Here is a 20,813-nt window from a genome sequence, read left to right on the forward strand (position 1 = left end):
CTGATGCCGTCGATATGTTCATGATCCGCATGGCGCTGGCGGGGCCGTTGCTCCTGCTGGCCGCCTGCGGGCCGCTGGCAGGCGGCAACCAGTCGGAACGCTCGGCTGCTGCCGCGTCCTTCCCCCGCGCCGACCGGCCGGTGGCGCCGATCGTGTCGACCCGCTGGTCGAGCGAGGAAGCGCGCGACCGGGTCAATGAGGCGGAGGATATCATGGACCGGGCCGGCATCCGTCCGGGCATGACCATTGCCGATATCGGTGCGGGCGAGGGCTATTATACCGTCCGTCTGGCCAAGCGCGTGGGGCCGAAGGGCCGGGTGCTGGCCGAGGATATATTGCCCGAGGTGATCGATGCCCTCAGCCGCCGCATCACCCGCGAGGACTGGACCAATGTCAGCGTGAAGCTGGGCGCACCGGAAGATCCCCGGCTGCCCGAAAACAGCTTCGACCGCATCTTCATGGTCCATATGTATCATGAGATCGCCGAGCCCTATGCGTTCCTGTGGCATCTCAGCCCGGCGCTCAAGGCCGATGGCGAACTGATCGTGGTCGACGCCGATCGGCCGACCGATCAGCATGGCACGCCCCGGCGCCTGCTCACCTGCGAACTGGCGGCGATGGGCTTCCGGCTGGAGGAAATGATCTCCAAGCCGACCGCCGGCGGCTACATGGCCCGCTTCCGCCGCAGCACCGCCCGTCCTGATCCGTCCAGCATCGTCCCCTGCGCGCTGCGGGGATAGGGGGGCGGCGCCTCTCGATGGTGCGTTCTGATCGCTGTCCTACAGGCGGCAACAGCCTTATATAGGCAGGGATTGGCGGCTGTGGGATTTGTAACGAAATTTCCCACATTTGAATGAAGATGACAAAATGTGCGGGAAATGTGCGAAGTTAAGCGCTTGCTTGCCCGGCTCGGGGTGGGGGCCTATAGCCCGCGGCCATGAGCAGCGAACCCTTCCGCACGCAACTCGCCGCGCTTGAATCTCGGGGGCGTCTGCGCCACCTGATCCCCCGCGCCGGGCGTGATTTTGCCTCCAACGACTATCTCGGTCTCGCCTCCGATCCGATGATCGGCCAGGCCGTGGCCGATGCAGTCGCGCGCGGCGTGCCGGTCGGCTCGGGCGGTTCGCGCCTGCTGCGCGGCAATGCCCCCGAACATGAAGGGCTGGAGGCAAAAGCCGCGGAATTTTTTCGCACTCAGGCCTCGCTGTTCCTGGCCAATGGCTTCCTCGCCAACATGGCGCTGTTCGCCACCCTGCCGCAGCGCGGCGACCTGATCGTCGCGGACGAACTGATCCATGCCAGCGTCCATGACGGCATCCGCCTGTCCAAGGCGACGGCCGTCTTCGCCCGTCACAATGACCTGCAAAGCTTCGCAGACCTCATCACCGCCTTTCGCGCCGAAGGCGGCAAGGGGCGGATCTGGATCGCGGTCGAGACGCTTTATTCGATGGATGGCGACATCGCGCCGCTCAGCGATCTCGCCAGGCTCGCCGCCACCCATGATGCGATGCTGCTGCTCGACGAAGCGCATGGCACCGGCGTCTTCGGTCCTGGCGGGCGCGGGCTTTCGGCCGGCCTCGACGGGCTGCACAATGTCATCACCCTTCACACCTGCGGCAAGGCGATGGGCGTGGAGGGCGCGCTGATCTGCGGCCCGCGCATCCATATCGACTATCTCATCAACCGCGCCCGGCCCTTCATCTTCTCGACCGCGCCCTCGCCGCTGATGGCGGTGGCCGCTTCCGCCGCGATCGACCGGATCGAGACTGCCGACAATCGTCGCGACCGGTTGGCGACGCTGCGCCAGGACGCGGTCGAGGCGATCTGCGCGCCGCTCGGCCTGCCCCGTCCGCGCAGCCAGATCATCCCGCTGATCCTGGGCGAGGATGCGCGCACCATGGCCGCCGCCGCCGCCTTGCAGGAGGCCGGCTTCGACGTGCGTGGCATCCGCCCGCCGACCGTGCCTGCCGGCACCAGCCGCCTCCGCATCTCGCTCTCGCTCAATGTCGGCCGTGCCGACGTGATCGCGCTGGGCGACGTGCTGCGTCGGGTCGGCCGATGACCCGGCTGATCGTTACCGGCACCGATACCGATATCGGCAAGACCGTCTTCGCCGCCGGCCTCGCCGCGGCGCTGGGCGCCTATTATTGGAAGCCGATCCAGGCCGGCGTCGATCCGCATGGCGACAAGGAACGGGTTGCCACCCTGTCCGGCCTGCCGCCCGAACGCATCCTGCCCGAAGCCTATCGCCTCGCCACGCCGGCCTCGCCGCATCTCGCCGCGCGGATCGATGGCGTCGACATCTCGCTCGATCGCCTGGCCCTGCCCAGGGTCGACGGAGCGCTGGTGGTCGAAGGGGCCGGCGGCGTACTGGTGCCGGTCAGCGAAAGCCTGCTGATGGCGGACCTGTTCGCCTATTGGGGCCAGCCCGCGATCCTCTGTGCCCGCACCGGCCTTGGCACGATCAACCACAGCCTGCTCAGCATAGAGGCGCTGCGCGCGCGCGGCGTCCATGTCGTCGGCATCGCCTTCATCGGGGATGCGCATGAGGAAAATGAGCGGATCATCCCGCACATTGCCGGCGTGCCCAGCCTTGGTCGCCTGCCGCTGCTCGATCCGCTCGACCGGGACAGTCTGGCGGCCGCCTTCCGGGCGCACATCCATCTTCCCGATAATTTCAACGGCCGATAATTTTCGACCAACGACATGGACATGCCGCTTTGACGGGCGTTGAACTGCCCGCCAGAACGGACAGAACGAATGACGTCCGATCCAGACGAAGCAAGGGAATAGCCTTCATGAAGTTCCTCCTGATGGGCGCTGCCGCCACCGGCCTCGCGCTCGCCGCGACCGTGGCCCATGCCGACCAGCCCGCCACCACGACCGCCGCTGCCCCGGCCGCCAAGCCGACCTATGGCACCTACGGCTTCGACGCCGCCGGCATGGACAGCTCGGTCAAGCCCGGCGACGATTTCTATGAATATGCCAATGGCACCTGGCTGAAGAACACGCCGATCCCGGCGGACAAGTCCAACTATGGTGCCTTCACCGTGCTGGACGAGCTGTCGCAGAAGCGCACCCGCGAGATATTGGACGGCGCCAAGACCGACCCGAACAGCAAGATCGGCGTCGCCTATGCGACCTATCTGGACTCGGCGGCGGTCGAGGCGAAGGGCCTTGCCCCGATCAAGCCCTGGCTCGCCGAGATCGGCGCGGTCAAGGATCTCAAGGCCTATGCTGCGCTCTCCGGCAAGGCGGCGCGCGCCGGGGTGCGCGGCCCGTTCCGCTTCTATGTCGGCCAGGACGACAAGGATCCCGAAACCTACATCCTTTCGATGATGCAGGGTGGCCTGGGCCTGCCCGACCGCGACTATTATCTCGACCAGGGCGAGAAGATGGCGGCGATCCGCACCGCTTATGTCGCCCATCTCGAACAGATGCTGACCCTGCTGGGCGAACCCAATGCCAAGGCGCGCGCCGCCGCGCTGATGGCGTTCGAGACGGAGATTGCCAAGGTCCACTGGACCCAGGTCGACAGCCGCGACGCGGACAAGACCTATAACAAGATGAGCCTTGCCGCGCTGCAGAAGGCCGCACCCGGTTTCGACTTCGCCGCCTATTTCGGCGCCGTTGGCCTCAAGCCCACCGACCTGCTGGTCGCCCAGCCGTCCGCCGTCACCGGCGAGGCCGCGCTGATCGCCAAGGCGCCGATCGGCGTGCTGAAGGACAGCCTGCTGCTGCGCAGCGTCCACAGCTATGCCGATTATCTGCCCGACACTATCGCCAGCGCCGATTTCGCCTTTTTCGGCACCACCCTGTCGGGCACGCCCGAGCGCGAGGAACGCTGGAAGCGCGGCGTCACCTTCCTCAAGGATTCGCTGGGTGAGGAAGTCGGCAAGGTCTATGTCGCCAAATATTTCCCGCCCGAAACCAAGGCGGCGATGGACCAGCTGGTCAAGAATGTCCTGTCCGCCATGGGCCGCCGCATCGATGGCCTGCCGTGGATGAGCGACGAGGCCAAGACCCGCGCCCACAAGAAGCTGGCCGCCTTCACGCCCAAGATCGGCTATCCCGACCGGTGGCGTGACTATGCCGGCCTGAAGATCCAGCAGGGCGACCTGTTCGGCAATGCGATGCGCGCGAACCAGTTCGACTTCGACTATAATATCGGCAAGCTGGGCAAGCCTATCTATCGCTGGGAATGGGGCATGACCCCGATGGAGATCAACGCCTATGCCAATTTCGGCATGGTCGAGATCGTCTTCCCCGCCGCCATTCTCCAGCCGCCCTTCTTTGACCCGCATGCCGATCCGGCAGTCAATTATGGCGGCATCGGCGCGGTGATCGGTCATGAACTCAGCCATCATTTCGACGACCAGGGCGCGAAATATGACGAGACCGGCAAGCTCAACCAGTGGTGGACCGATCAGGACGTCGCCAATTTCAAGGCGCTGACCGACAAGCTGGGCGCCCAATATGACGCCTATGAACCCTTCCCGGGCGCGCATGTGAAGGGCGCCTTCACCATGGGCGAGAATATCGGCGATCTGGGCGGGCTGGCCGTCGCGCTCGACGCCTATCATGCCTCGCTGGGGGGCAAGGCCGCGCCGGTGATCGACGGCATGACCGGCGACCAGCGCTTCTTCCTGGGCTGGGCACAGGTGTGGCGTCGCAATTATCGCGAGGCCAATCTGCGACAGCGGCTGGTCACCGATCCGCACGCGCCGTCGCAATATCGCGCCGACATCGTGCGCAATTTCGACGCCTGGTATGATGCGTTCAAGCCCGCGCCGGGCGGCAAGATCTATCTCGATCCCAAGGATCGGGTGAAGATCTGGTAAGCAGAATCGGGAAGGGCCGCTCATCGGGCGGCCCTTTTTCGTTGCGGCATGGAAATGAGGCCCGCGACCGATCGTTTCCCCTTCGCGGCAGGCTGACGGGAACTTTTCCGCCATCTTTCTAATGCCACGCTTCATCCTGTCCGGACTTTTCCCCGGCCTGCTTTGTCCACAGCTTTGGGCGGTAGCAAAGCCAAGGAGAAGCACATGACGGGTCTCAACCTTTCGAACATCATCAAGACCGGTGTCGCGTCCGTCGCGCTGCTGGCAGCCTATTCCGTGTCGGCGCAGACGCCTGCCGCCCCGGCCGCATCGGCCCCCGCCGCCGGCGCCAGCAACTTCAGCGACACTGACATCAAGCAGTTTGCCGCCGCCGCCGTCGAAGTGACCAAGATTCAGTCGGACAACGCAATTGCCGCTGCCGAAAAGCAGCCCAAGATGCTGGCTGCGCTGCAGTCGAAGGGCATTCCGCCCGAAAAGTTCAACGCCATTGGTCAGGCTGCGGCCGCCGACCCGGCCCTGCAGCAGCGGATTCAGGCTGCCGCTGGCACGCCGTCCCCGGCCGCGCCCGCCAGCCCGGCGACGCCGGCCGATCCGGCAACTCCGCCGCAGCAATAAGCATATTTGCCACGGGAATGGCGGGTTCTCCCTTGCCCGCCATTCCCGTTCTGCGATCCGGTTCCCCAGATCGTTGAAAATAAAGGGGGTGACCATGGCGGCCCGGCCTGTCTATGGTCCCGGCCATGCATGAACAGGCCCTTGTAATCGCGCTGATCGGCATATTGGGCATCGGCGCCCAATGGATTGCCTGGCGCACCGGCTGGCCCGCCATCGCCCTGATGCTCGCCGCTGGCGTCATCGGCGGCCCGGTGACCGGCCTCATCAATCCCAAGCTGACCTTCGGCGAACTGCTCGAACCCATGGTATCGGTGGCGGTCGCCCTGATCCTGTTCGAAGGCGGACTCAGCCTCAATTTCCGCGAATTGCGCAAGACCGACGGTGCCGTCACCCGGCTGCTGGTGCTGGGCGCGCCGATCGGATGGGTGCTCGGCGCGCTCGCCCTCTATTATGTCGCGGGCCTCGTCTGGCCGGTGGCGATCCTGTTTGCGGGCATATTGGTCGTGACCGGGCCGACCGTCGTGCTGCCGCTGCTGCGTCAGTCCAACGTTGCCGCCCGGCCGCGCGCGATCCTCAAATGGGAAGCGATCGTCAACGATCCGGTCGGCGCGCTGCTGGGCCTGGCCACCTATGAATATCTGCGCCGGTCGAGCGAGGGCAGCACGCTGGCGGCGGTTATCCTGTCGCTGGTCGCTGCCGCGATCATCGCCGGCCTGATCGGCTGGCTTGCCGCCCGCGCGATCGGCTGGGCGTTCCAGCGCGGCCATGTGCCCGAATATCTCAAAGCCCCGATCCTGCTCGTCGCGGTAATCGGCGTCTTCGTCCTCTCCAACCTCATCCAGGCGGAAACCGGCCTCGTCACCGTGACGGTGATGGGCGTCGCGCTCGCCAACATGAAGTTCGATTCCCTGCGCGACATCCAGCCGTTCAAGGAAAATGTCACCGTCCTGCTGATCTCGGGCGTGTTCGTGATCCTGTCGGCCTCGCTCGACCTCAATGTGTTGCGTCAGTTCGAATGGCGCTTTCTGGCCTATCTCCTGGTGCTGCTGTTCGTTGTCCGCCCGGCGACGGTGCTGCTCAGCCTTGCCTTCTCGCCCGTGCCCTGGAACGAGCGGCTGCTGGTCGCCTGGATCGCGCCGCGCGGTATCGTCGCGGTGGCTATTTCCGGCCTGTTCGCGCTACGGCTCGATCGGCTGGGCTATGGCGACGGTGCGATCCTCGTCACCCTGTCCTTCTCGATCGTGGTCGCGACCATCCTGTTCCACGGCTTTTCGATCAAGCCGGTTGCCCGGTTGCTCAAGGTCACGGGCGCCAGTGATAAGGGGTTGCTGCTGGTCGGCGCCACGCCTTTCAGCCTCAGCCTCGCGACCCAGTTGCGCAATTTGGAGGTGCCGGTGATGATCGCCGACAATAGCTGGCAGCGCCTGGCACCGGCGCGCCATGGCGGCATCCCGACCTATCATGGCGAGATATTGGCGGAGGCGACCGAGGAACGGCTCGACCTCGCCCAGTTCCAGGTGCTCGCTGCCACGTCGGAAAATGAGGCCTATAACGCGCTCGTTTGTAACGAGTTTGCGCCGGATGTCGGGCGCGACAATGTTTATCAGTTGGGCGACGCGAGTGACGATCATGACCCGCGCGCGCTGCCGGAATCGCTGCGCGGCCGTGCCCTGTTCGATTCCGGCCTCGGTGTCGAGGAGATCATGATCCGCGAGGATGCCGGCTGGACCTTCCGCAAGACGCGGATCAGCGATCAGTTCGATTTCGAGGCCGCCAAGGCGGACCTGCCGGCGGAGGCGGACATGCTGCTGCTGCTGCGCAGGAACGGGACGATGCGCTTCTTCACCCATGCGTCGCGACCGACGCCACAGCCCGGCGACACGATCCTGTCCTATGTGCCGCCCGCCCAGAAGCCCCGCAGACAAGAGGAAGGAGAGGGATAATGAGGAGGCTTGCTCCCGCGCTGGCCCTGTGCGTCATGCTGGCTGCCTGTGATCGGCCCGCAGGCAATGCTGTCGATAATGCCGTCAATGCGACCAATGCAGTCGACAATGATATGGCTGCGAATGAGGGGGGTAATGCCGCCGAGCCGGTCCGTTCGATCCTGCGCCCCGAAGTCGCCGAGCCCGAGGCGCCGAAGATCGAGCCGCTCGACGTCACCATCGGTTTTGGTGCGTCCGGGCTGAAGCTTGACGATGCCGCCCGCGCGGCGCTCGATACGCTGGTCGAAACCGCGGCGATCAAGACCGGCGGGGCGATCACCCTGCGCGGCCATAGCGACAGCAAGGGCAATGACGGCGACAATCGCGTCGCATCCCGTGTCCGGGCCGAAGCGGTCGAGGCCTATCTGGTCGAAAAGGGCATCGCCAAGGATCGCATCACCCTGATCGCGCTGGGCGAAACCCGGCCGGCGGTCCCCAATGCGAGGGAGGATGGCAGCGACGATCCGGAAGGTCGTGCGAAGAATCGCCGGGTCGACATCCATGTCGCGGTGCCCATGGTCGTCGTGCCGACGGCGGCCGTGCTGCCCAGCATCTCGCCGGTGGACCGCAAGGACAAACCATAGCCTTGGCCGCCGATCGGGCGTAGGGGACGCCGATGACCTCTCCTGTCTGGCACCCCTTCACCCAGCACGGCCTCAATGAGCCCATTCCCCATGTCGTCCGGGCGGAGGGCGCGACGCTCCACCTGGCCGACGGCAGCAGCCTGATCGACGGCATTTCGAGCTGGTGGGTGACCACCCATGGCCATTGCCACCCGCGCATCGCTGCCGCCATCGCCCGCCAGGCCGGGCAGCTCGATCAGTTGATCTTTGCTGGCTATACCCATGAACCGGCCGAGGCGGTGGCGCGGGGCCTGGTCGACCTCATGCCACAGGTGCCGGGCCGCGATCGCCTTGCCCATGTCTTCTTTTCCGATAGCGGATCGACCGCGGTCGAGGTCGCGCTCAAGATGGCGCTTGGCTATTGGCATAATCGCGCGCTCGACGGGCTGGATGAAGCGCGCAGCCGCATCCTGGTACTGGAGCACAGCTATCATGGCGACACGATCGGGGCGATGTCGATTGGGGAACGTGGCGTCTATAATGCCGCCTGGACGCCCTTGCTGTTCGATGTCGGTACCATCCCTTTCCCGCATCCCGACCGCGAGCAGGAGGCGCTTGCCGCACTGGCGGCTGCCTGCGCGCAGCAGCCGGCCGCCTTCATCGTCGAGCCGCTGATCCTGGGGGCAGGGGGGATGCTGACCTATCCCCCACACATGTTGCGGGCGATGGCCGATATCTGTGCGCGTCACGACGTGCTTTTCATCGCTGACGAGGTGATGACCGGCTGGGGCCGCACCGGCACTTTGTTCGCCTGCGAACAGGCGGGCGTAGCGCCCGACATCATGGCGGTGGCCAAGGGCATTACCGGCGGCGCCATCCCGCTTGCCGCGACGCTGGCGACGCCGCGCATCTTCGAGGCGCATCGCTCGACCGACCGGGCACGGCTCTTCTACCATTCGTCCAGCTACACCGCGAACGCGATCGCCTGCGCTGCCGCCGCTGAAAATCTCGCCATCTGGCGCGAGGAGGATGTGCGCGGGCGGATCGATGCGCTGGTGCGCGGTATCGCGGATCGGCTGGCATCGCTGGCTGGCCACCCGGCCTTCGCCAACCCTCGCCAACTCGGCACGATCATGGCGATCGACCTGCTCGCGGCCGATGCCGGCTATCTGTCCGACCTCGCTCCGCGCCTGCGTGCCTTCTTCCTCGAACGCGGCCTCTTGCTCAGGCCGCTTGGCAACACCATCTACCTGATGCCGCCCTATTGCATCGATGCGCAGCAGCTCGATAGCGTCTTTGCGGCACTCGTCGCGGCCGGCGATCGCTTTGGCATGTCGTCCTGACTTTCATTTTCCACCATTTGGCGCTATGGCGGCGCGATTTTTCGATTCTGGGATATTATGGCCAAAGAAGAACTGCTTGAAATGCGCGGACAGGTTGTGGAGCTTCTCCCCAACGCCATGTTCCGCGTGCGCCTTGAGAATGATCATGAAATTCTCGGCCACACTGCGGGTAAGATGCGCAAGAACCGCATCCGCGTGCTGGTCGGTGACGAAGTGCTGGTCGAACTGACCCCCTACGACCTGACCAAGGGTCGGATCACCTACCGCTTCAAATAAGCCGCATTTTCGATGCGACTCATTCTAGCTTCGGCCTCCCCCAGACGGCGTGACCTTCTGGGGCAGATTGGCGTCGTCCCCGACGCCGTCGATCCGGCTGACATTGACGAAACGCCGCACAAGGCCGAACTGCCGGCCGTCTATGCTGCGCGCGTCGCCGCCGAAAAGGGCGCCTTGGTCGCCGCACGTCATCCCGGCGCGCTGATCCTTTCGGGCGATACCGTGGTGGCCGCCGGCCGCCGCATCCTGCCCAAGGCGGAAAGCGAGGCGGAGGTGCGGGCCTGCCTCGACCTGCTGTCGGGGCGCAGACACCGCGTCTATAGCGCGATCACCCTGATCGACGCTGCCGGCGTGGCACGGCATCGCCTGTCGACCAGCATCGTCATCTTCAAGCGGCTGGAACGTAGCGAGATCGACCGCTATATTGTCAGCGGCGAAGGGCTGGGCAAGGCGGGCGGCTATGCCATTCAGGGCCGCGCCGCCGGCCTCATCCGCAGCATCCAGGGCAGCCATAGCGCGATCATGGGCCTGCCGCTTTACGAAACCCGCACGCTGCTTGAGGCAGCGGGCTATCCACTGGACCGTCGGGATTTCGAGTGAAATGGTACATTTCACGGCTCGGAAATCACGACAAGCAGGTAACTGAAACCATGGCCGAATGGCTCTATGAAGAAGGCATTGGCGAGGCCCGTGCCGCGCTGATCGAAAAAGGCCGCATCGTCGAGGCGCTGATCGAGCGCGAGGGTGAGGCGGCCCGTGCTGGCGCGATCCTGCAGGGGCGGCTTGTCCAGACCATCATTCCGCGCAAACGTGGGGTCGTCCGCCTGATCTCCGGCGAGGAAGTGCTGATCGAGCCGATCCCGCCCAAGGTCGCCGAGGGCGCTAATGTGCTGGTCGAAATCTTCCGCGAGGCGATCGCCGAAGAAGGCCGGGGCAAACGCGCCAAGGGCCGCATCGCCCAGCCCGGTTCCAAGGTCCACCCCGGTCCCAGTCTGCTGCAACGCCTGCGCGCTTCCGACATCGCTATCCGTCCCTGTCCGGCGCATGAAGAGGATAGGCTCGAAGCGCATGGCTGGAGCGAGTTGATGGAGGAAGCGGTGACCGGCGAGGTCGGCGCCGAGGATGCGGCGCTGCGCATCTTCCTGACCCCTGCCATGATCCTGATCGACATCGACGGCAGCCTGCCGCCCGCGCAACTCGGCCCCAAGGGGGCGAAGCTTTCGGCCCAGGCGATCCGCCGCATGGGGCTCGCGGGATCGGTCGGCATCGACCTGCCGACCATGAACAATAAGGACGAGCGCATCGTTGCGGCCGCGCAGATCGACAAATATCTGCCGCTGCCGTTTGAGCGGACGGCAGTGAATGGCTTCGGCTTCGTTCAGATCATCCGTCGCCGCGATCGCGCCAATCTGATGGAGTTGCTGCGCGAGGATCCGGTGCTGACCGCCGCGCTGGCGCTGCTGCGCCGCGCCGAACGGCACGGCACCGGCGGCGCGGCGACGATCACCGCTGCGCCGGCGATCATCGACCTGCTGCACAAGCGCGCCGACTGGATCGAACAGCTCGCCCGTCGCCGTGGCGGTGAGGTGACGTTGCGTGCCGATTCTGCGTTGTCGCTGGCCGCCGGTCATGTCGCCTAAGGCCGGTAGCTGCCCGGTTTGCGGACAGCCGGCACAGTCGGAAATCCGCCCTTTCTGCAGCAAGGGATGTCGCGATCGCGACCTGTTGCAGTGGCTGGGCGAGGGCTATCGCGTGCCTGGTATGCCGGGCGACGAAGCCCCGCAAAAAAATGATAATTATGGGCTGGACAGCGAGCCGGATTGACGCCTATAGGCACGCCTCCATCCGGCGGACACCTCCGCCGAGACCCGATGCCCGGGTAGCTCAGTTGGTAGAGCATGCGATTGAAAATCGCAGTGTCGGCGGTTCGAATCCGTCCCCGGGCACCATTTGTTCCCCTCAGAACATCTCGGAAATGCCCAAGCCGCCTCTCGAAAATGGCGGATTTCTGCGACCTTTTGAGCCTTTTGCTCTCAGGGTGTCTAGTTGCATCTCGCAACCTTTTCTGGCCGAAGCTGGTAGCTATTCTCGCGGGTACCCTGAAGGAGATACCCCATGCTGAGCGCTATGGCCGTGAGCAACGCGAAGCCCATCCACCGTCCCTATAAATTGTCGGACGGCCGGGGCCTGTATCTGATGGTGATGCCCAATGGGGCGCGCTACTGGCGATTCTATTACACCTTCCTCAAGAAGCAGAAGACCCTGTCGGTCGGGGTGTATCCCGATGTCTCGCTCGCACTGGCGCGAGAACGGCGGGAAGAGCTGCGACGCATTCTTGCGTCAGGCGAAGACCCGTCCAGCCGCCGGAAGGCCGATGCCGCCCAGGCGCGGCTGCTTGAAACCGGAACGTTCGACCAGCTTGCCGACGAGTATGTCGCGCGTCTGAAGGCTCGAGGTCGAGCCGAGAAGACGGTCACCAAGAATATCTGGATCCTCGAATATGCACGGCCCGCGCTCGGCAACCAGCTGGTGCGGGATATCTCGACGCCGGAGGTGCTGGAGATTCTGCGCAAGATCGAAGCGCGAGGGCATCACGAAACCGCGATTCGGCTTCGAGGGACACTGAGCACGATCTTTCGCTACGCGATTGCCACCGGCAGGGCGAACAAGGACCCGGCGAGCGAACTGCGTGGGGCGTTGCTGACGCCTCAAGTCAAGCACAGGCCGGCGATCACGGACCCGGCCAAGGTGGGACCGCTGCTTCGCGCCATCGACGGCTATGACGGCGATGGCGCGGTCCGAATCGCCCTTCAGCTGTCGGCGCATCTGTTCGTTCGCCCAGGCGAGCTCCGGCTGGCACAATGGGAGGAGTTTGATCCGGACAGCTGCATCTGGCTCATCCCGGCAAGCCGGACGAAGATGCGTCGCCTTCACAAGGTTCCGCTCTCCCGTCAGGTTCTTGGCCTGCTGGAAAAGCTGGAGGGCATGACCGGGGGCGGTCAGCTCCTGTTTCCCAGCCCTCGATCCGACAAACGTGCCATATCCGACAATACGCTGAATGCAGCGCTTCGCCGGATGGGCTTCAAGCAGGACGAGATGACTGCGCATGGCTTCCGGGCCATGGCGGCGACCTTGCTCAACGAATGCGGCAAATGGCATCCGGATGCCATTGAACGACAGCTGGGCCACATCGAAGGCAATGACGTCCGGCGTGCTTATGTGCGCGGCGAGCATTGGGGCGAGCGCGTGCAGATGATGCAATATTGGTCGGATCGCCTTGATCAGCTGCGATCGACAGAAGCCGGCGTAAGGCGCCGATTTTCTCAGGTATCTGCCAGCGAGCCAGCGGCTCCGTCGAGGGACGGAGTTGACGAGAGCATATCGCCTGACTGGCGCCAGGAGTGATGGTCCAGGTTTGATCAATCTATCCTGATCAGTGAGGCCAAAGAGGGCGACCTTCAGCGATGGAGGCCGCCCTATTCTTCAATCGCAGGGATTATCCCGGAGGATCGCTGGCATTCGTTAGGTGAGCGACGCAGACGATGCGCGCCATCGCGTCACAATGTGGCGCCGAGCAATAGCGCCTTCAGGAACGGGCAGCCCTTTCGGCAACCGCCTCGGCGGCTGACACGACATCCAGCCAATGGCGGTGTTCGTCCCGAGCATCCGCAAGTGCGCGGTGTGCCGGCTCCCCTTCTTCGCGTCTGACATCGACCAGGGTGAGCAGATCGTCGATCTCTATATGCAGACGTTCGGGCGAAACGACCGGGGCCAGTATCCGCCTGGCCGCTTCAGCGCGCGCCTCTTCGGTGTCGCGAACGCGCAGGGCGTGGCGCGGGAGTTTGGCGGCGCGCAGAAGAGCGCTCATCCATTTCCCGTCCCAGGACGGCGCGCTGGCAAAGAGCGTGTGGCCGGACAGATGCTCGACCATGCGCCGCGCCACGACGTCGTGCGGGACACCATCCGTTTCCAGCATTTCTTGTGAAATGTGATGCACGGCCTCTGCTTCGGCGTCCCAGTCGGTCCATTGCTGCGCGGGCCGGATCAGGTGAGATTCGCTGGTTCCGTCCTCGAATACCCCGGCTACTTCGATCGGGTAGCTGAGCTTAGAGAGGGAGGATGCCTCGAAATCGAGAAATACGAACATGGGGGAAGGAACGGCGGATTGGGGAATAAGCTTCATCCTTTTATGAATGGGTGAGGGCGCGACGGGCAAACTGCGTTGCGGCGGACAAGCCGTCCGGCCCAACGCTGTGACCGAGGCCTGCCGACGCATGGGTCTCCACCGGCACGCCAACGGTGGCGAGCGCCGACGATGCCAAGTCCATCGAGCGGACCGGGACCACATCGTCTTGCGTGCCGTGGATAAGCAGAACCGGTGGACGGCTGCGTATGTCTGCCTCCAGGCTCTCGGGGGCGACCAGCATTCCCGAGATGCCGACTATACCTGCAACGGCCTCTGGTCGGCGAAGTCCGACGTGCAGCGCCATCATCGTCCCCTGGCTGAAACCCACGAGCAGCAGGCGATCGCTGGTCAAGCCTGCCTTCTTCATTTCCTCGGAGATGAAGGCGTCGAGGGCTGGTGCCGCGGCAGCGGCGCCAGCGGCGCGCTCGGCCATGGAGAAAGTCTCGATTGGCCACCATTGGTAGGCCGCTGCCATATGAGGAAGCTGCGAGGGCGCATTTGGCGCCACGAAGGCGGCGAACGGCAGCGAGGGCTGCATCAGCCTGGCCAGCGAGATCAGATCCTCGCCATTCGAGCCGTAGCCGTGGATCAGGATGACCAGTGCGTCAGGCTCTGAGCCTGACAGCGGAGCGAGACGTGGGCCTTCGAGCAAGAGCACATCCTCAATGGTTCAGCGGTCGACGGAAAATTCTCCCGCCGCTCTGCATTTCTTAGGCGTGAAAACCCATCTGCGCCAACGCGTCAAGTTCTGGCGCCAAGACTGCATCGATCACGCGCCAGTAGAAAGCGGCTATAATGATTGCGTGAATATCGACCCTTGTGACACGTTCAGGTGCATTTTGTCTCCCAGTTGCCGACAGTCCGGTTTGTGGCGGCTGCCGATCAAAGCCGGTCGATTGCCGAGGGCGATCTGGACGGCTTATGCCGACAGCTGACAACTCAGTGCATTTCTGACAGAGCATTGGAATGAAGTCGTTTGCCGAGAGGCGCTCAATGATCATTAGAAAAGATGGCGGTTCGAATGAGCGTAGCTGGAACCGTTTTAGCTGGGGCGATTGGTGGTCTTTTAGCTGCGCTTGTAACTGACGCAGTGCTGCCGATGCACGGTCTTTGACCAACACGCCTGTCGGCGTTCACGAACCGAGGCCAGTCGACGGGCTTCGGCCCGTCCACACCTCGCCAAAGTCATCCGGCCTCGCGCTGATCCTCGTCGAACAGCCCGGCGGCGCGCACCTTGGCGACACTCTCGAGCCCGTGCTTCGCCTGCTTGACCGAGGGACGGCGCGACCAGCCGCCGGCGGCATAGTTGGCGAGGGTCATGCAGATGCCGGCGAGTTTGAAGTGCAGCACGCCGCTGCGCTGACCAATTTCGGCGGTCGCTACCCAGACCGATGAGGGGATCCGCATACATTCTTCGATCCGCGCGTAATCGGCGACGTTGAGGCCTGCAGCCCCGCTGTCGGTGATAACCGCCTTACCGTTCGGCGCCGGCGTACCGGCAAGCTCAAGCGGCAGCGGATCGGCAAGGGCGGGCAGGCGTGTGCGTACATCGGTCCAACAATCCTCCTTCTTAAACCATTCGGTGGGATTGCGGCTGCCGACACTGGCGCGCAGCGCCGTCTCGATCTGCGGCGCCCAATCGGTGATCAGGCATTCCAGTTCGGGCGACAGTTTCTGCTGCCGCCAGACTAGATCAAAATCGATCCGACCGCCGGTGCGCTCGCCGATCGCCGCGACCAGATAGGCGGTGATGTTGGCGCCATAGGCCGGGAACTTCATGGCACGGACTAGCTTCTCGGTCGAGCGGTAAAGAATGGTCAGCGCGATCAGCCGCCGGAACCATGCAGCGTCAGGCGCCGGCGCGGTCGTCTCCTTGCGCCGCTGCATGAACGCTTGGAAATTCTTTTGCCCGCCGAACGCGACCCGCCAGGGATAGCCGTCCCAGGCCGAGAGATAGCGCGCCAGATCGAGCTTGCCGAACCGGCGGGCCTTGGGCGTCTGCTCGCGGAACGCGCGCTGTTCGGTGGTACGGTAGGAGGCTTTCTGCTCAGCGGCCAGCCAGGAACCCCGTGCGCGTTCGTAGAACCAGCGGCCGCGTCCAGATTCGAGCCAAGCATTGTTAGCGAGCGTCTCGACTTCGCGGTGAAACGGATCATTGGCCGAGAAATCGGCCTGCTGGACGGTGTTTTGCCGATTGGCCGCGCGTGAGATTGAGGATACCATTTCCTCGAGATCACCCTCGGTCACCCGGATGATCTTGACCGGCACCTCGACTGATCCGAGCCCTACGCTTTCCTTGCGCCGCGCGCGGTGCAGCGAAGCGGTGGTCTGACCGCCATTGACGATCTGTAGCCCGCGCAGCCCGGTCAGGAACACAGCCCCGCCTTCACGTTCGAGCCGAACCTCGTCGGCAGTCGCGACCACACCATTATTGAACGCGAGGAACATCTCAGGCTGTTCGACCAGCGTGCGGCGCAGTTCGGCATTGACCGACTTGCGCCCCGACAGACCCAGAAAGGCACGGACATTGAGTTCGAGCAGATGCGTGCCGTAACGGTCATAGATGCGCGACAAGGTTTCGCCTGGGAACGCCGCCAGAAACGCTTCATAATGGCCGGCGCCCGACGCGACCGGCAGACAGGCGATGCGGTGCCCGGCCAGCGCGACCAAGTCGACGTCGATATCGGCGCGGGTCTGGCCTTCGCCAAGCACGCGGTGCAGCCGCACCATGTCGTAGAGTTCGAGCTCAACCGCCTTGCCATGGCTATCGATCGATGCCGGCAGCACACCGCCTGAAATGCCATCCGTCAGCACCACGATGCGGAAGCGGTCGATCCGTTCACCCAGCGCCTCAACGGTCCGGGCAAGATCGCCGGCTTCGGTGTATGACGGATCGATCCGGTCCGCGAGCCCGCCGATACACGCCGATACATAGGTGCCGGCGCGTTCGGCGGTCTTCAGGAGTTCGGCGGCGGGGACGCGGCGCGGCGGCAGGTCACCCAAATAATGCGTGGCGAACAGCGTCAGATGCCCGGCGTCCTCGTCGATCGCATAGCCGCTGATCTGGAACGGCGAACGGCCGACCCGGCCTTCCTGCGGCAAATCGAAGGCCGCCTCGAAATGCCCAATTTCCTCAAGCTCATCGATCACGATGCGGGTGAATAGCGCCTCCGTCGACGGGCAATCGACCGCCGGATCGTCGCGCGCCGCATCCACCTCATCCGCCAGTGTGCGCGCGAATTCCGCGGTTGCATCCTCAGCCATCAGTCCTGTCCCCCTAGGGCCGTCATGACATCTCCGGCGTCCGCGCGGAACCCGGTCAGCGCCTGCACCTCGATTTGATAGGTCGCATCGGCGATGCCGGCGGGCACAGCTGCCCGATTGAGGCACGGAAAGCCGTCGCGCACCGCGTAGAATTCGGCGCCGTCATCACGGACGGAAGGTCCGGGATCCTCAGCCGGCCCCGGTGCCAGCCCCCGTCGCAGTAGCGCATTGGCGAACAGGCGCCGGTCGCGATCAGATGCCAGCTGACCGGCAATGCGCTCCGCCAGCGCCCCGAGCGTGAACCCATCACGCTGTTCGACGAGACGCACATGCGCAACATGGAGCGAAGCTAGGCCGGCAGCGTCTAGCTGGTCGAGCGCCGAGATATGCAGCCGCCGCGCGGCGCCAAGCGAGGTCTTGACCTCCAGGGCATGACCGCTGGCTTCAAAATCGTGCAGACCGTCATCGGGCGATTTCCAGAGAGCCAGCGCATCGACCGATCGGGCCAGCAGCGCCTCCAACATCAGCAGCTCGCCGATCAGCCCGACCAATTCCTGACGCGACAGCCCGCCTGACTGATCGCGCAGAAACGCACGCCAAGCGGCCAGCCGGGCGCTCAATTCGGGCAGAAGATCGGTGTCACCGTCGTCCTCGCTGCGCACCAGCGCGCGCAGGACATCGCTGCACACCTCGGCGAATAGATCGCGGCGCGACGGCTCCTCGAGCGACAGGACCAACAGATTGCCACCCGGATCGGCAGCCCTCGACAGTCTGAGGCCGGCGGTCTCGAACAGGGTAAGTCCGCCGTCATCGCCTTCGGGCCGTGCGATCAGACAGGGCGCGCCATCGGTTTCACGCAGTCCGACGCGCAAATCGATGCTACGCGGCCGGTCGAGCCGGCGGCTCCTGAACAGGCGGTCACCAGGCACCACCGCCTCGAGTGCCGTCCAGGCAACAAGCAGGTCTGAAGGACCGGACGCCGGGGCAGGACCAGCGCTCATGAGGCGCCGCGCTGCTGCACTGAGTTCTCCAGGCGCCATTCGGCCGCTGCGGTCGGCGAGCGCGGAAAGCTCACCACCACACCATATACCGGTGTGCCAGGCGCCAGACCGGCGTTGGCGGGATCGATTGGATAGAGAAGCAGCAGACCGCGACGCGGGTTGTCACCGCGCGCCGCGCGGATCTGCTGTCCAGAGGGACGGTCGGCCGGCAGTTCCCCCTTTTCGTCGAGGATGCGATTAGTCATCTCAAGCGCGCGGCGATACTGATCGTCGGTGAGATCGATCGCCTCATCGAGCGGGCTAAGGATCGACTTGGTGATGAACCGCGTATCGCTCGTCGAAATCGGCGAACGCCGGACCGAGCGCAGGCTGTGCCCGCCGGCCAGGACCGGCGCCCCAGTCCCTGCGGGCACGAACACCGTCCAGTCGGTCAGCTCACCGCGGGCTAGCTGTGCAGTCACATAGCTGGCCATGCGGCGACCATCGACATCGATGCTTTCGGGCGGAAACGCCACGGAATCTAGCAGCGCGGCAATACGGCTGCCGGGGACGCCGTGCCAGATGAGGCCGGACGCCGCGCCGCGCCCACCCGGTCGCGGCGGATCGATCTCGGGTGTGCCGAGTTCCGTGAGCAGCCCGTCGATCGCCGCGGCGTTCACGATGACGTTGTCTGTGTCGCGGAACTGCACGGTCTGGATTTTGCCCTCACCGCCATAGCTCACTGGCCGCTCGACCGCGTAGCGCCGCTTGTTGGCTGCGGTGACGGTCATGACACTGTGCGTGGCGATGCTGAACCCATAATCCTTGGGCCGCGCGAGCGTGATCTTCATATGTGCGAGCTGCGCGCGCAGATCCTCGTTGACCGTCGCCAGATGCCGGAACCAAGCCTCCATATCGGGGGTCGTGTAGAGCCGGCAGAGATCAGCATAGCCGCGCCGATAGCCGAACCAGCGGCCCATCTGCAGCAGACTATCATACTGGCGCGAGATGCGCAGGAAATAGCTGGTCGAAAGCCCTTCGAGCGTCAGCCCCCGCGAAAGCTTGTCACCGCCGATGACGATCACTGACAGGCTCTGTCCGGCCGCTTCGGCCGCGTCATAGTCGATACCGGTCCGGCTGCGGCCATTGGCGACTGCGACCTGGATGCGGTCGATTTCGGCGGAGAGGTGAACCGCCACCTCGGACCAGCTCACCTGACGTATCGCGCGGCCGAACACGGTTGGCGCCATTGCCGCGCTGGTCGGCTCGAAATCCTCGGCCCACAGCCGCTCAAGTCCTGCCAGTTCGGCGGCATCGCCGGCGGCAACCGCGTTGCGGATCACCCGGAGCTCGGCCTCGACCTGCGTGTGAACGACGTCATGAACATCCTGAAAGCGCGAGACATGAACCAGCATTGTACGATGCGCGCTGATCTGCCCCCGCGCGGTGCGCGCGGCGCAGGCGACGACGAAACTGCGGATCGCTGCCGACAGGCTCGGCGGCACCCGCGCCTCGCCGCGCCAATTCGGCCGCAGCGTCTTGTCGTGCGGATCGGGGATCCAGGCTTCTGCCGTTTGATCGAGATGGCGGATCACCGGCAGGCCCACCGAATCCGCATCGTCGTCGCGACCGAAGACCGCCAGCGGTCCGAAATAATCGTCGGGCGCCGACAGCGAGAGGATGAAGGTCGATGGAAACAGATCAGCGCCATAGTCCTCGGCCGACCGTTCATCATGTATCATGATGTTGGCGAACGGGGTGGCCGTGTAACCGACATAAATGCTGCGGCTGAACGCGCCGAGCAGTTTGCGGATTTCGCCGTTGATCCGCTTGGGATCATAATCTTCGTCAAAGCTGCCGTCGGCGAGAAACCCCTGATCGCCGGTATCGGGCGAGGCCTGGTCGGCTTCGTCGTCGATCACCAGTAGCGGCGCATCGCGCGAGAGCGGCGGGAGTCGGGTGATCCAGCGGTTAAGGTTCTTGAGCACGCCGCCATTCTTCTTGACGACGAAGATGAATGGCCGCTCGCCCGGCGCGAAATTGGCGTTTTTGGCAACGTTGCGATTGAAGTCGCCGTTGAGCTGCGAGGTGGTCAGGCTGTCGACAAGCAAAACCGGGCCCGGCAGCATCCCGACTCCGATCGGGCGTCGGCCGCCGCTGCCGCTGACCCCGGCGGTATCGAAGCCCAGAAAGTCCTGATCGAGGCGCAGCTGCGTCTGGCGGCGCAGTACATTATGCATGCCCGCCAGAACGATGATGACACGGTAGCCGGCATCGGCGGCACGGTTGATGAGCCCGGCATAATGGGCGGTCTTGCCGGATTGAACGTTGCCGACCACCAGCCCGCGCCAGTCCCACGGACCCGGCCGGTGCGGATCGTCAATCAGCTCCATTACTTCGAGCGTGCTCTCTTCGAGAACCTCGAGCGCGCGCGGCGCCCAGCCATCCTCGCTGAGTTTCTGGAGATAGCGCTTAAGCCAGTCGCCCGGCCGCCGCTTTTCGCCCAGATACCAAGGCGTCGGCACCTGCTGGCCGTTCTGCAGCCTGATCGACGGCCCCTGCGCGACCACGAACAATGCTTCGAGGTCACGCGTCGCCGCCTCGATCTCGGCCTCACCGATCGCTTGGCCGGTAGTGAGCGCGATCAGCGGCGCAGACGCTGCCACCAGGGCGCGAATCTCCTCGACCCTGTGCGTGCGGTCACCGGCACGCGGCCCGAGCGCGACGCGCGCGGTGTTGGCAAGCTGAGTCACTGGATCCATC

General features: G+C 64.6%; 19 protein-coding genes and 1 tRNA gene. 14 read left to right on the forward strand and 6 right to left on the reverse strand.

The window, feature by feature from the left end:
- The first annotated feature begins 20 nt into the window (after positions 1 to 20).
- From GGQ90_RS07750 to GGQ90_RS07815, 14 genes are all read left to right on the forward strand, one after another.
- Positions 21 to 740 (forward strand): class I SAM-dependent methyltransferase, encoded by a 720-nt coding sequence (locus GGQ90_RS07750; RefSeq protein ID WP_188081629.1) that lies wholly within the window; start codon positions 21 to 23, stop codon positions 738 to 740.
- 197 nt (positions 741 to 937) lie between these two features.
- Positions 938 to 2,062 (forward strand): 8-amino-7-oxononanoate synthase, encoded by a 1,125-nt coding sequence (locus GGQ90_RS07755; RefSeq protein WP_188081588.1) that lies wholly within the window; start codon positions 938 to 940, stop codon positions 2,060 to 2,062.
- Complete coding sequence (gene bioD, locus GGQ90_RS07760; RefSeq protein WP_188081589.1) at positions 2,059 to 2,691, forward strand: dethiobiotin synthase; 633 nt, start codon at positions 2,059 to 2,061, stop codon at positions 2,689 to 2,691. The genes GGQ90_RS07755 and bioD overlap by 4 nt, the downstream gene beginning before the upstream one ends.
- A gap of 107 nt (positions 2,692 to 2,798) precedes the next feature.
- Positions 2,799 to 4,841 carry a M13 family metallopeptidase gene (locus tag GGQ90_RS07765; protein WP_188081590.1) on the forward strand — a complete coding sequence of 681 codons (2,043 nt, stop codon included), beginning with the start codon at positions 2,799 to 2,801 and terminating at the stop codon, positions 4,839 to 4,841.
- A gap of 204 nt (positions 4,842 to 5,045) precedes the next feature.
- The gene (locus GGQ90_RS07770; protein WP_188081591.1) at positions 5,046 to 5,456 is read left to right on the forward strand and encodes a DUF4168 domain-containing protein; all 411 of its coding nucleotides are present in this window, start codon (positions 5,046 to 5,048) and stop codon (positions 5,454 to 5,456) included.
- A 113-nt stretch (positions 5,457 to 5,569) separates the two neighbouring features.
- Positions 5,570 to 7,399, forward strand: a complete 1,830-nt coding sequence (locus GGQ90_RS07775) for a cation:proton antiporter (RefSeq protein WP_188081592.1) — start codon at positions 5,570 to 5,572, stop codon at positions 7,397 to 7,399.
- Positions 7,399 to 8,022, forward strand: coding sequence for an OmpA family protein (locus GGQ90_RS07780; RefSeq protein ID WP_188081593.1), 624 nt, complete (start codon positions 7,399 to 7,401; stop codon positions 8,020 to 8,022). Before GGQ90_RS07775 ends, GGQ90_RS07780 begins: the two co-directional genes overlap by 1 nt.
- 32 nt (positions 8,023 to 8,054) lie before the next feature.
- Positions 8,055 to 9,344, forward strand: a complete 1,290-nt coding sequence (locus tag GGQ90_RS07785) for an adenosylmethionine--8-amino-7-oxononanoate transaminase (protein ID WP_188081594.1) — start codon at positions 8,055 to 8,057, stop codon at positions 9,342 to 9,344.
- A gap of 57 nt (positions 9,345 to 9,401) precedes the next feature.
- Complete coding sequence (gene infA, locus GGQ90_RS07790; RefSeq protein WP_003049127.1) at positions 9,402 to 9,620, forward strand: translation initiation factor IF-1; 219 nt, start codon at positions 9,402 to 9,404, stop codon at positions 9,618 to 9,620.
- A 12-nt stretch (positions 9,621 to 9,632) separates the two neighbouring features.
- On the forward strand, positions 9,633 to 10,220 hold the full coding sequence (locus tag GGQ90_RS07795; RefSeq protein ID WP_188081595.1) for a Maf family protein: 588 nt from the start codon (positions 9,633 to 9,635) through the stop codon (positions 10,218 to 10,220).
- Between the two features lie 50 nt (positions 10,221 to 10,270).
- The gene (locus tag GGQ90_RS07800; RefSeq protein ID WP_188081596.1) at positions 10,271 to 11,260 is read left to right on the forward strand and encodes a ribonuclease; all 990 of its coding nucleotides are present in this window, start codon (positions 10,271 to 10,273) and stop codon (positions 11,258 to 11,260) included.
- Positions 11,250 to 11,444 carry a DNA gyrase inhibitor YacG gene (locus tag GGQ90_RS07805; RefSeq protein WP_188081597.1) on the forward strand — a complete coding sequence of 65 codons (195 nt, stop codon included), beginning with the start codon at positions 11,250 to 11,252 and terminating at the stop codon, positions 11,442 to 11,444. Before GGQ90_RS07800 ends, GGQ90_RS07805 begins: the two co-directional genes overlap by 11 nt.
- Positions 11,445 to 11,493: 49 nt before the next feature.
- A tRNA-Phe gene (locus GGQ90_RS07810) sits at positions 11,494 to 11,569 on the forward strand.
- A 166-nt stretch (positions 11,570 to 11,735) separates the two neighbouring features.
- The gene (locus GGQ90_RS07815) at positions 11,736 to 13,025 is read left to right on the forward strand and encodes a tyrosine-type recombinase/integrase (protein WP_188081598.1); all 1,290 of its coding nucleotides are present in this window, start codon (positions 11,736 to 11,738) and stop codon (positions 13,023 to 13,025) included.
- 181 nt (positions 13,026 to 13,206) lie between these two features.
- Here the strand turns inward: GGQ90_RS07815 and GGQ90_RS07820 are convergent, their stop codons facing one another.
- From GGQ90_RS07820 to GGQ90_RS07840, 6 genes are all read right to left on the reverse strand, one after another.
- Entirely contained in the window at positions 13,207 to 13,767 is a 561-nt protein-coding gene (locus GGQ90_RS07820) for a 3'-5' exonuclease (RefSeq protein WP_188081630.1), read from the reverse strand.
- 40 nt (positions 13,768 to 13,807) lie between these two features.
- Entirely contained in the window at positions 13,808 to 14,458 is a 651-nt protein-coding gene (locus GGQ90_RS07825; RefSeq protein WP_188081599.1) for an alpha/beta hydrolase, read from the reverse strand.
- 58 nt (positions 14,459 to 14,516) lie between these two features.
- The gene (locus GGQ90_RS28955) at positions 14,517 to 14,927 is read right to left on the reverse strand and encodes a hypothetical protein (protein ID WP_223178134.1); all 411 of its coding nucleotides are present in this window, start codon (positions 14,925 to 14,927) and stop codon (positions 14,517 to 14,519) included.
- Between the two features lie 64 nt (positions 14,928 to 14,991).
- The gene (locus GGQ90_RS07830; protein ID WP_188081600.1) at positions 14,992 to 17,070 is read right to left on the reverse strand and encodes an AIPR family protein; all 2,079 of its coding nucleotides are present in this window, start codon (positions 17,068 to 17,070) and stop codon (positions 14,992 to 14,994) included.
- Positions 17,070 to 18,071, reverse strand: a complete 1,002-nt coding sequence (locus tag GGQ90_RS07835) for a PD-(D/E)XK motif protein (RefSeq protein WP_188081601.1) — start codon at positions 18,069 to 18,071, stop codon at positions 17,070 to 17,072. Before GGQ90_RS07835 ends, GGQ90_RS07830 begins: the two co-directional genes overlap by 1 nt.
- Complete coding sequence (locus tag GGQ90_RS07840; RefSeq protein WP_188081602.1) at positions 18,068 to 20,812, reverse strand: Z1 domain-containing protein; 2,745 nt, start codon at positions 20,810 to 20,812, stop codon at positions 18,068 to 18,070. Before GGQ90_RS07840 ends, GGQ90_RS07835 begins: the two co-directional genes overlap by 4 nt.
- Position 20,813 lies beyond the last annotated feature (1 nt).

Source organism: Sphingobium scionense, assembly GCF_014197035.1.
GTDB classification, from domain to species: domain Bacteria; phylum Pseudomonadota; class Alphaproteobacteria; order Sphingomonadales; family Sphingomonadaceae; genus Sphingobium; species Sphingobium scionense.